The organism is Sulfuricurvum sp. (assembly GCF_049305995.1).
Lineage (GTDB): Bacteria > Campylobacterota > Campylobacteria > Campylobacterales > Sulfurimonadaceae > Sulfuricurvum.
The window spans coordinates 1-11560 of the sequence record NZ_JBAQPS010000216.1 but is presented as its reverse complement, the minus strand read 5'-3'; the positions used below and the strand labels follow the sequence as shown (position 1 = coordinate 11560).

Below are 11560 nucleotides of genomic sequence, written 5' to 3'. Positions count from 1 at the left end.
CTTGACCAGTGGTGTTAATATTTTGCAATTATAGCAAAATCACACTTTAATATCTAAAATATGCCGTGCTTTTAAGGAAGGTTTTTCTTTATCCTCTTCTTCTCGTTTATCTGAACGTTCTTCATCTTGTTCTGCCTGCTCTTTAGTATGCTCACGATCAGGATCGACACCATGATTCTCTTCGGTCGGACGTACTTCTTCAATCTCCTGTTTTGCTGCTTGTGATGCTGTTGTTGCAGCTAAAGCTTGAAGCTCAAACCGATTTAAAAGAGCACTTTTTTCACTTGCCACGCTTGCCATTTGCTGATTAACATATATTGTATTTCCGATCGGGCCAACAGCCATAATGTTATCCTTACTTACGTTGAGATGGTACCTATCTTCTCAACATATAGGGTTTTATAATTCATATAAAGGACATTTGCCCCTTCAACTATCTTAACTTCTCTTCGTGGAGTATAATCGACCAAATAACGCCCTTTTTCAAAAACTGAAAAATCAACGCATAATTTAGCAGCTGCTTCGAGAAGCCTATCAGGAAGTTGTTGCTTATCGGTACTAATGACTACATGCGCTGAAGGTCGATCTTTTAAATGCATCCAAATATCTTTAGCTTTTGCATTTCGAAGTAATTCGATATTCCCTTTTTCACTTTTTCCTAGAGATACCTTAACCCCTTCAATCCAAAATTCGGCAATTGAATCTGAAGTTTTCAGTTTTGAACCACTCCTTTTTTCTGGGAATAAAAGGGCGATCTCTTCTGGATTGGATGCTTCTTCAAGGGTTTGAAGAAAAAGTTCATGATGGCGAATTTTTCCTTCAAGATTTGTCCGTTCCTGATACAATCCTATTGCTTTTTGTTTCGCTTTTTTAGAACGCTTAAACAACGTATTTGCAAATCCGGATGCACTTGAACACTCAAAGGGGAGTTCCAATATAATTGGACTTCCATCAAAATTGATCAATTCGGCAAATCTTTTATATGGTTTGATCGCTTCCAGATTAGCCAATACTAAATGTCCGTTATGCTGAAGCAATTGCGACTCTTCCATCAATGTAGACTCTTCCTCTAATTCATTCAGATGTTTATGAAGCTGAAAAAGTCTTTTTTCTAAAAGAGCTTTTTTCTCTTTTTTGAGTCGCTGAAGTTTATCTTTGTTTCGTGTACAAAACTCATTGACAAGAAATTCTCTTATATTTTCAATCGGATAATACTGTGGAGTATATGGAGCGGATGGAAGTTCACCCAACTTTTGCCCGACCCGAACACTGCGTGTAGAGACATTTTCATCAATATGTCGTAATGCTTCGAGAACGATGTCATCTTTATCTAATAAAATAGCATTGGTATGCTTTCCGGTAAATTCAAGCTGTATGATGGTAGTTTCTGATTTATATGAACCACTGGTATTGACTGTAATACGAATAATTTTATCATTATTGTGCAACTTTACCGACTGAATTGTTGAACGATTAAACCGTTTAGCCAGTAAAATATCAAAAGGAGCTTGATATACTTTTCCTCTATTAACTGTTTCCCCAAGGCTAATGGTCGAATTTCCTCGCTGCATCTCAAAGTTCCAACTGTTTTCATGATTAAAAATAAACCGTACCGTTGAATCATCATAACGATACACTGCAACAATACGATCAAATTGTTGCATATAGTCAACAATTTGTTTTAAATAAGAAAATCTCATGTTTTACCTTCGCTTTAGAAAAAGAAATCTACAATAGTGAAACTCTATCGATAAACGGATATTTACCATGAGCCTATTCAATACCATTAAAGCCAAATTTATTATTAATCTTGTCGCCGCAGTAGGGGCTATTCTAATCAGTGTCATTGTAGCATACTTCATTGCCATGACTTCGATTAAAACTATTATGGTAAGCGATTTGAACACCGTAGCAGATGCTCTTGAACATACGGTAGATCATATTTCACATATTGATCCCGATGCTTATAAAGATGATAGTTTCAAACAAGATATTTTTAAAATTAGAATCGGTAAAAGTGGTTATGTTTATTTTGTCAACGCCGAAGGTACAATGACCATCCATCCTAAAAAAGAGGGTGAAAATTTAGCAGGTCACGACTATATCGATAATATTCGTTCTCACAAAGAGGGCGGAATTTATGAATATACCTCTGCAACAACAGGTCAAGAAAAAATTTCTGCTTATCGCTATATTCCAAAATGGGATATGTGGATTGTTCCAGGGATTAATAAAGCCGATTATTTTGATGAGCTCAAGGCAAGCTTTTTAAAATGGTTTTTTATTTTAGGGACGGGTTTAATCGCTATTTTAATTGCTATTAATTATTTTTCCGGAACAAGTATTCTTCGTCCAATCGAAGAACTGGATAAGGTCTCTAGTGATTTGGCACATGGTAATGGGGATCTAACGAAGCGGCTTCCTATTCTCAACAAAAGCGATGAAATTGGTATTGCCAGTAATTATCTAAACCGCTTTATTGAAAAAATCCAAAATACAATTAATGATACAAAACAAATTACTTCGTCTGCTGTTGGTTCCACATCGACACTCAACAGTGCAGCGACCAATTTGGCCGTCCAATCCGAAAAAACCAACTCCATTGCTCAAAATACCAATGCTACTGCAGCCGAGATAGGAACTACCTTGGAACAAAGTGTCAATATGGCAAAAAGTACTCTACAAAATAGCCTTTCTACTGAAAAAGAGTTAGGTCATGTACGAGAAATTGCTAACGTTATTACCCGTGAAATCCATAATACAACCCAGATGAGTAATGAACTGGTCGAACGTTTTACACAACTCTCAAGTGATGCGGCAAGTGTTAGTGGCGTCTTAAGCATCATTTCTGATATTGCCGATCAAACCAATCTGCTTGCACTCAATGCCGCTATCGAAGCGGCGCGTGCCGGTGAACACGGTCGAGGATTTGCCGTAGTTGCGGATGAAGTCCGCAAACTGGCAGAACGAACTCAAAAAAGCCTTACTGAAATTAATTCTACCATCTCAATTGTTATTCAATCCATTTCCGATTCATCGGATATGATGAGTACAAACAGTGACAATATCGAACGACTTGCAGACCGCAGTGAAGAGATCGATACTAAAATAAATTCCGCTTCTAATGCTCTTCGTTCCAATGTCAATGCCAGTCAAAAAAGTGTTATGGAAGCTGAAAATATGGCACGAAAAATAAATGAGATTATTAGTAAAGTCTCAGAGATGTCAAATCTTTCTCAGAGTAATCAAGAAGAGATTAAACAAATTTCTAAAATTGCGGCGGAGCTTTATAATGCAGCAACCAACCTTAATACACAATTAGGTCAATTTAAATCCTAAAGAAACTCTCCTCCCCTTTTTTGCTATAATTCCCAAAAATTTTGGGGAGGATAATGATGCGTTCACCACGCGGGTTTGGTAAAAATTATTTTTCACTTGTCGCTATCCAAGCGTATGCGTCACAAGTACGCCTCCTCCAAAATATCACCCGTATAGAGCTCGTTGCCCCTGTTTGTCCTATCTACATCTATTCAGCTGTTTCTCCCCCTAAGAGTGTCCTACTCTCATCCATTATTACGATTATTAATCAAGGACACTTATGTTTAAACAGACCTTATCGCTCGTCGCATACGCGGCACTAGTTACCTCATTAGGGGCTAATACGCTCACACTCGAACCTATCGTCGTCTCCGCTTCCAAAACCGAACAACCCCTCAAGAATATCACCGCCAATGTGGATATCATCACCGCCGAAGAGATCGAAGAGCGTCACTATACAACTATTGCTGAGGCACTTAATACGCTTTCCGGAATAAGCATCACTTCTAACGGTGGAGTTGGACAACAAGATTCTATTTTTATCCGAGGAGTGGATTCAAAAAGAGTTCTCGTTGTCATCGACGGTATACGCTACAATGAACCCGCAGGACTCTTTGGTGCTCCATTAGCGCAGTTGTCTGTGGATGATATAGAACGGATTGAAGTGATCAAAGGGGCACAATCGGGTATCTGGGGTGCAGATGCCAGTGGAGGTGTTGTTAATATTATCACCAAGGCACCTCAAAAAGGGCTTTTTGCTAGAGGAAGTGTGGAATATGGAAGTTTTGATACTCAAAAATACTCTTCCACCCTTTCTTATAAAACAGATCAAGGCTACATAAAGCTCAATGCGAATAGATTTGATACCGATGGTTTTAGTGCATTTGAAGCAAAAAACTCCTCTCCTAATTACGGCAAAAGAGGAGATGAATTGGGACTGGAGAGAGACGGTTCTACTAACAATACGTATAATATCCAAACAGGACTCTATCTCTCAGGGAAGGATGAATTAAATTTTTCGTATAAAAAAATCGATGCAAATTATGATTATGATAATTCATCTAGCGATAACACAACTAACGTATCGTCTTTAAATCACGCTTTTAAATCTGTAAATTATGTTCATACCTCCAATAGCTACAAAATCAAACTATACGCCCAGCAGTCAAAATTTGAGCGAACACAAAATACGTTTAACGCAAAAAGTCTTGTCAATGAATTTGGGCTTCAAAGCAATCTCAATTATACGGATAATGGAGATTTGGTTATTGGATTTGATAAACAAAATTTTAAGCATACCAACAATGGATTAAAATATCAAACGGAAGGTGTTTTTATTTCCAATACCAATGTATTCGGCAATTGGGTATTTACAGAATCTATCCGTTACGACAATAACACACAATTTGATGAGAAGTTAACGGGCAAAATAGGGACTAAATACCGTTTTAGTGATGACTTTAGTTTATCTTCTAATTTTGGAACCGCGTACAATGCTCCAACGCTGAGTAATCTAAGCTATACCCCGACACTAAAGCCTGAAAGCACTCAATCCTTCGATGCAACGGCGGAGTACAAGGAGCTAAAATTTACCTATTTTCAAAATAGAATAAGCGATATGATAAACTATAGTTTTACCCCAACGTTTTATTATTTTAACGAAGACGGTGAATCAACATTTAAAGGGTATGAAGTCTCGTACCAAAAAACACTCTTTGATAATACGCATGTAAATGTCAATTACACCCATTTGAGTGCAAAAAATAGTACTAATCAAGATTTGGAACGCCGTCCAAAAGAACAGCTGGGCTTTGGAGTTGATTATTACGGATTTGAAAATTTACATCTGAATCTCAATGGTTCTTATGTAGGAACCCGATACGATAGTGTTAATCAAACGGGTGCTCAAACCGGCAAGTATACATTGTGGAATGCAGTGGCAAACTATACGATCAATAAAACGGTTAAAACGTATGTGAAAGTGGATAACCTATTTGATAAATACTATCAAACGGTAGATGGATACGCAACCTCACCGAGAGCCTATTATGCAGGAATGGAGATATCCTTTTGATGAAATATTTACTATCTATCCTCTTTTTTGCCGTAGCGTTATGGGGTGAGCCTATCGAGGTGACGATCATCTACGGGAATGAAAAGCCCGATAAAGTGATTACGACCGATTATCCCAAGGGGATTACGGCACTGGAACTCCTCAAATCGGTGAGCCGTGTCGAAACGGCTCAAAAAGGGAAATTCACGTTTGTGAGATCGGTGGACGGAGTTCAATCGGTGGTCGGGAAATTCGGCTGGTTTTATCTGATCGACGGACAATCGGTTCATAAAATGGCGCAAAACTATGTGCTCGAAGATGCTAAAACGATGACATGGGTCTACAAGGTGGAAGCGTGTTATTAAAACTCCTGTTAGTAACGCTATTAGCCGCTCAGCTCAGTGCGTATGAGCGGATCGTCGCCCTCAGTCCCGCCATCAATGAGATACTCTTTGCCCTCGGTTTTGGGGATAAGATTGTCGGTAATACCGATTACTGCCGCTACCCGATCGAGTCGAACGCTATTGCTAAAGTCGGAGGGTATTTCTCCCCCTCTTTGGAGAAGATCGTGGTGCTGAAACCCGATATTGTTATCCTGCAGGAGAACAATCTGGCCACTGCCGATAAGCTCCAAAAACTCGGAATCCAAACGATGGTGGTTAAAATCGACACCATCGATTCGATCAAAAAAGCGATCAATAGTTTGGGGACTCTATTGGGTAAAAAAGAGAAAAGTGCCCTGATCGTGAAAAAGATAGATCACTCGCTCACAGGGTTAAAGGGGATCGTGAAGAACAAAAAGATTCTCATTCCGATCGGGTACTATAGCGATTTTTCCAAAGAGATTTTCGTCGCGGGGCAGAATCTCTATTTTGACGATATCATCGAAGCGAGCGGCAATACCAACGCACTGCAACGTTCTCAAAAAGGGCAGCCGGTACTCAATCTGGAGAAAATACTCAAACTAAACCCCGACATCGTGATCATCCTCGCCCCACTGATGAGGGAGAAAAAGTTTACGAAAGAAGCCCTCATCGCTCCGTGGCTTAAACTCCCGATCAAGGCGGCAGCGACCAAATCGGTTTTTGTCGAAGAGGGGGCGTATGCGGGGGTTCCGAGCGATCGGATCACCTATTTTATCGATGATTTTAGAGGATTTTTAGTTGAAACTGCACGTTAATAACGCCACGACCTCGTATCTGCGGAATATTTCGTTTGAACTGGAGAACGAGAACGTCGTTATTTTAGGTTCCAACGGTGCGGGGAAAACGACATTGGCAAAAATCATGGTCGCTCTGGAGGAGAACGATCATGTCACGTTGGATGGGGAGAGGATTTCACGGTTGAGCTCAAAGCGTCGTGCAGAAGCGGTGAACTTTATCCCCTCGAAACTCGAAATATTTGATGAATACATCGATGTAGAGGAGTTTTTGCAACTGAGTCTGCTCAACGGCAGTACCCGATGTGAGATGGAGACTATTTTGAAACAGTTGGAAATCGAGCATCTCAAAAATAGCTCTTGTAAATGTATCAGCAGCGGAGAGGCTCAGTTGGTGCTGTTTGCTTCGGGACTTTTACACAATGCCGCTCTCAGCATCTTCGACGAACCGACCGCCAATCTCGACAGCGATAAAAAGATTAAAGTGTATGAGGCATTAAAAGAGTTCAGTGGATGGAAAATCGTCATAACGCACGATTTGAATCTCGCCTATCAGTTAGGGTATCGGGTGCTCTATTTGGAGCATGGAAGACTCCTCTATGACGGAAGCTGTCAGAGCTTTTTCGATCCGCTCAATCTGGAGAAGTTGTTTGGAAACTCGATTAAAAAAGTGGATGAGTATTTTATGGTGAACTACCGATGAAACTTTTGATCTTTATTATCTCTTTGATCGTTTTGGCTGTTGCTCCGTTTGTCGGTGAGACACCTCTGGAAACAGGAAAAATTCTGGACGCTTCCGCAATGGAGTATCTGCTCTTTTGGGATCTGAGAGTGCCGCGTGTACTGGTGGCATTTTTCAGCGGAGCTATCTTGGCACTAGGGGGATTGGTGTTTCAGGTGGTGTTTCGCAACTCCCTCACAACCCCATTTACCCTCGGGGTCTCCAGCGGTGCGACGTTAGCGACGGCGGTCGGGATTATTTTTCTCCCTCCATCGCTGATTGCCCTTTCGTCGCTTTTTAGTTTTGCGGGGGCGTTTTTGACGATCCTTTTACTGTTTCTTTTTGCCCGAACACTGCGTGCAGAGCAGACCAATTCACTCCTTCTCATCGGGATCGCGTTATCGTTTTTCTACTCCGCCGCATTGATGGTGGTCTATTATCTCAGCGATTTGGAGCAAAGTTACTCAATCCTCCGCTTTACGATGGGGAGCCTCAACATCGTCGGATTTTACAATCTCACTCCGGTGATCGTTGCCGCATTGCTCCTCCTCGCCGTGGTGTTGAGATATAAAAAAGAGCTCAAACTGATCCTCACCTCGTATGAGAACGCCTTTTTAAAAGGGATCGAAATCAAAAAAATCAACCTGATCCTCCTCCTTGCGGTCTCTTTGAGCGTCGGGGTGAGCGTCAGCGTCGTGGGGCCTATCGGATTTATCGGACTGGTGATCCCCCATGTCATCCGTCTCGTCTACAAAAAAAGCAGTGAGAAGCTTATCGTCCCCGTCTTTTACTACGGCGGGGTATTTCTGGTGCTGTGCGATCTGATCGGACGGAATTTGGGAGCGGTATCGGAGGTACCTATCGGGGTAGTCACTTCGTTTATTGGCGGGCCGTTTTTCATCTACATCATCTTGAAGCGAAAGAAAAGCCATGGTTAATCTCTGTATCAGCGCGATCTCTTCCAATCAGGGGAAAACGATCCTCACCTCGGCACTCCTCTATTATTTTAGGAACTCCGTCCGCCCTTTCAAAGCAGGGCCCGATTTTATCGATCCGCAGTTTCATACGAAGATTTGCGGAACCCAGAGTATCAATCTCGACCCCTTTATGATGAGTCCCGCGCAGGTGAAATGGCTCTACAACCGCTACAGCGATAAAGTAGTTTCCATTATCGAGGGGGTGATGGGGTTTTATGACGGGATGGACAAAAAAAGCAGTGCCTATGATATCTCCAAACTTTTGAACGTCCCGACGATTCTCCTCCTCGATGGGAGCGGAAGCTACATCACGGTATCCGCCGTGTTGAAAGGGTTGAAAACCTACAAAAGAGGCAATACGATACGTGGGGTTGTCCTCAACCGTATCGGTTCTCAAAGCCACTATGAGCTGATCAAAGAGCGTATTGAAAACGATTTCGACGATGTTGCCGTTTTGGGATGGATACCCGATCATCTCACTGCACTGAGAGATACCCATCTGGGGCTTGATCTAGATGAGATAGATAAGCTCGAAGCCATTTCGAAAGCGGTGCTGGAACATATCGATATTGAATCGTTAATCGTATTAGGGAGATGTGAAGCCAAGGAGAACTCGTCGTATCCGTTTAGACGCCTCCCAAAAAGCGATAAAAAGATCGCGGTTGTGAGCGATGAGAATTTTTCGTTTTTGTACCATGACAACCTCCGATTTTTGGAGGAGATATTTTCTGAGGTTGTTGTTATTCGTCCCTCGCACGACGAAGCGATCCCGGAGAATTGCGACAGCGTTTATATCTGCGGCGGATACGTCGAAACACCCAAAGCGTACGCTTCCATCCAAAAAGCTCTAAAGTTTAAAGCCTCCCTGATCCGTCATGCCCGAACGAAAAAAATCTATACCGAGTGTGCGGGGCTTCTCTATCTCGGAAAGCGTGTCGATGAGAAAGTAATGAGCGGGATTTTGGAGGTCTCGTTTACCCTCGAAAAACGGTTTCAGCGACTGGGATACTATACCAACGAAGCGGGGGTCAAAGGGCACGCATTCCACTACACAAAACCCGTTGACGATACGAGAGGGTTTGATATCCTCACCAAAGGCTCCGGCGGAAGTGTCGGAAGCTGGCAGAGTGCGAACGGCAAAGTATTCGGCACCTATCTGCATACCCTCTTTCGAAGCCATCCGAGTCTCGTGAAAAAGAGGCTGATGTGAGGGCATTTGATCTTCATGCGCAGACGCTGCTGCAAACGATCTTCTCCGCCCGCCGTGACGTGAGGGGGAAGCATTTTCAGAGTACTCCCATCGAAGATGAGGTATTGAGAAAAATTCTGGAAGCGGCGATCTCCGCCCCCTCGGTCGGTTTTTCACAGCCGTGGAAGTTTATCATCGTCCAAAATGTCGCCAAACGGGAAGCAATTTATAACGAGTTCGTGAGCGAAAATGCCAAAGCTGCAAAACTGTTTGATGAGACTCCACTGTATGCTTCGCTCAAACTGGAGGGGATCAAAGAGTCCCCCCTCAATATCGCCGTTTTGTACCAAAAACCGACCAAAACCGTTTTGGGACAAACAACCCAGAAAAAGATGGGGGAGTACAGCGTCGTCTGCGCCATCCAAAACCTCTGGCTGATGGCACGCGCCCACAATATCGGGGTGGGGTGGGTGAGTATTCTACGCCCCAAAAAGGTGAAAAAGATTTTGGGAATCGGCGATGAGTACAAACTGATCGGTTATTTGACGATGGGGTATGTGAGCGAATTTTTGGACGAACCCGAACTGCTGAAACTGGGGTGGGAAGAGAAAAAAACGTTAAACGAGGTGGTCGAATGGGTGTGAAAACGGTGATTACGCTGGCAGATTTACTGCAATCATTAGAGATCACCTCTCTCGAAGCGAGCAAGGACGGGGTGATGGACAGCGTTTATTTCTTGAACGATGATCGGGTGCTAAAAATCTTCGAAACGGCAAGCGAAGAGGCGGTCAAAGAGGAGTTAAAACTTCTTTTGCACTGCGAATCGCTCCCGATTGCCAAACCGATGGGGGAAGCGTTGAGGATCTGCGGCAAACCGGCCCTTATCTATCAACGATGTCAAGGGAAAAGTCTTAAGAGTGCGGAGATTGGTGAGATACGAGAGATCGGGATGTTTATGCGGGAGTTTCATACCTTCACCGCAACGTTGGAGAGTAGTAATGAAAGGCTCTTTGAAAAATCACGGTTGGAGCAGATGATCGAAGAGGCTAATATCGAAATTTTCGATACGCTGTTGAAAAAAATCGATCTCACTCTGCGCAACGACGGAATCATTCACGGGGATCTCTTTTTGGACAATGCCCTTTTTGAGAGGGAAAGACTCTCGTGTGTCATCGATTTTACCCAAGCGTGTAACGGCGACTTTCTATTCGATCTTGCCGTCGCGGGTCTCTCATGGTGTGACAGCGACGAAAAAACAGTGGCTCTATTAGAGAGCTACGGTACAACGCTCACGTTAGAGGCGTTTCAACCTTATCGTGAATATGCAACGCTATTTTATAGCGTCAACCGCTACCTTAACGGCGGAAATTATCAAGAACTATTGGAGAAGCTACGATGATACAAACGATCACCGGGAAAAGAGATTTTATCGAGAGTCTACGGGGGAAACGGGCTAGCTTTCTTCTGTGTATGAGCAACACCGCTACGGCAAATATCGAGGGGATCACACAGGCAGGGATTCCGGGGTTGCTCCATCTCACCCCGACGCTCGATGCGGAGTTTATAAGCATCGGAGAGGTACGAAGTCTGGGTTCCATCGCCGAAACACCCAAAGGGGTTCCCACCCCCGCCCTCCTCACCCGTGCCGTCCATCTCCTCCATCCGTTTCGAGAGATAGAACTTCTGAACCTCGGGCTGGAGATTGCCCCGTCGGTGGAGCATTTTACCCTCCACGATTTTGGGATTGCTCCTAGTGGTTCGATTGAGCACGGTGCTTCCATACCCGCCGCAGAGGTATTTGAGAAAGGGGTACAATTTGCGCAGGAGCTATCCATAGCGGGGGAATACATCATCCTAGGCGAATCGGTTCCCGCAGGGACGACGACGGCACTAACCACGGCGTTGGCGTTGGGATACGATGCGCGGGATAAATTCAGCAGCAGTTTTAAAAACGCCCCTGAGGGGATCAAACAGCGTGTTGTCGAGCAAGCCCTCTCTCACATCGGCGAGAACGATGATCTCTTCGATACCCTATCCAAAGTGGGGGATAATATGCTGATCTTCAATGCGGGATTGATCCTCGGTCTCCAAAACCGCGACATCCCGATCATTTTGGCGGGGGGGACGCAGATGGCGTGTGTGT

General features: G+C 43.5%; 13 protein-coding genes. 11 read left to right on the top strand and 2 right to left on the bottom strand.

The genetic code is table 11. The features are described from left to right. Positions 1 to 39 precede the first annotated feature (39 nt). Together WA010_RS07460 and WA010_RS07455 are read right to left on the bottom strand one after the other, a co-directional pair. Positions 40 to 345: a hypothetical protein gene (locus WA010_RS07460; RefSeq protein WP_422556504.1), complete on the bottom strand. Its 306-nt coding sequence runs from the start codon at positions 343 to 345 to the stop codon at positions 40 to 42. 14 nt (positions 346 to 359) lie between these two features. Then, the gene (locus WA010_RS07455; protein ID WP_422556503.1) at positions 360 to 1700 is read right to left on the bottom strand and encodes an NFACT family protein; all 1341 of its coding nucleotides are present in this window, start codon (positions 1698 to 1700) and stop codon (positions 360 to 362) included. 67 nt (positions 1701 to 1767) lie between these two features. On the opposite strand from WA010_RS07455, the gene WA010_RS07450 reads away from it, so the two are divergent. From WA010_RS07450 to WA010_RS07400, 11 genes are all read left to right on the top strand, one after another. After that, the gene (locus tag WA010_RS07450) at positions 1768 to 3339 is read left to right on the top strand and encodes a methyl-accepting chemotaxis protein (protein WP_422556502.1); all 1572 of its coding nucleotides are present in this window, start codon (positions 1768 to 1770) and stop codon (positions 3337 to 3339) included. 53 nt (positions 3340 to 3392) lie between these two features. Continuing rightward, a complete protein-coding gene (locus tag WA010_RS07445; protein ID WP_422556501.1) occupies positions 3393 to 3641 on the top strand; it encodes a hypothetical protein in 249 nt (82 codons plus the stop codon). Continuing rightward, entirely contained in the window at positions 3599 to 5392 is a 1794-nt protein-coding gene (locus tag WA010_RS07440; protein WP_422556500.1) for a TonB-dependent receptor domain-containing protein, read from the top strand. Before WA010_RS07445 ends, WA010_RS07440 begins: the two co-directional genes overlap by 43 nt. Beyond that, a complete protein-coding gene (locus WA010_RS07435; protein WP_422556499.1) occupies positions 5392 to 5736 on the top strand; it encodes a DUF4430 domain-containing protein in 345 nt (114 codons plus the stop codon). Before WA010_RS07440 ends, WA010_RS07435 begins: the two co-directional genes overlap by 1 nt. After that, positions 5727 to 6551 (top strand): ABC transporter substrate-binding protein, encoded by an 825-nt coding sequence (locus tag WA010_RS07430; protein ID WP_422556498.1) that lies wholly within the window; start codon positions 5727 to 5729, stop codon positions 6549 to 6551. The genes WA010_RS07435 and WA010_RS07430 overlap by 10 nt, the downstream gene beginning before the upstream one ends. Beyond that, the gene (locus tag WA010_RS07425; protein WP_422556497.1) at positions 6535 to 7233 is read left to right on the top strand and encodes an ATP-binding cassette domain-containing protein; all 699 of its coding nucleotides are present in this window, start codon (positions 6535 to 6537) and stop codon (positions 7231 to 7233) included. Before WA010_RS07430 ends, WA010_RS07425 begins: the two co-directional genes overlap by 17 nt. Next, entirely contained in the window at positions 7230 to 8189 is a 960-nt protein-coding gene (locus WA010_RS07420) for a FecCD family ABC transporter permease (protein ID WP_422556496.1), read from the top strand. The genes WA010_RS07425 and WA010_RS07420 overlap by 4 nt, the downstream gene beginning before the upstream one ends. Continuing rightward, positions 8182 to 9438 (top strand): cobyrinate a,c-diamide synthase, encoded by a 1257-nt coding sequence (locus tag WA010_RS07415; RefSeq protein ID WP_422556495.1) that lies wholly within the window; start codon positions 8182 to 8184, stop codon positions 9436 to 9438. Before WA010_RS07420 ends, WA010_RS07415 begins: the two co-directional genes overlap by 8 nt. After that, positions 9435 to 10061: a 5,6-dimethylbenzimidazole synthase gene (bluB, locus tag WA010_RS07410; protein WP_422556494.1), complete on the top strand. Its 627-nt coding sequence runs from the start codon at positions 9435 to 9437 to the stop codon at positions 10059 to 10061. The genes WA010_RS07415 and bluB overlap by 4 nt, the downstream gene beginning before the upstream one ends. After that, complete coding sequence (locus WA010_RS07405; RefSeq protein WP_422556493.1) at positions 10052 to 10816, top strand: phosphotransferase; 765 nt, start codon at positions 10052 to 10054, stop codon at positions 10814 to 10816. Before bluB ends, WA010_RS07405 begins: the two co-directional genes overlap by 10 nt. Next, a partial coding sequence (locus WA010_RS07400; RefSeq protein WP_422556492.1) for a nicotinate-nucleotide--dimethylbenzimidazole phosphoribosyltransferase occupies positions 10813 to 11560 on the top strand: 748 nt, incomplete at its 3' end. The genes WA010_RS07405 and WA010_RS07400, both read left to right, overlap by 4 nt.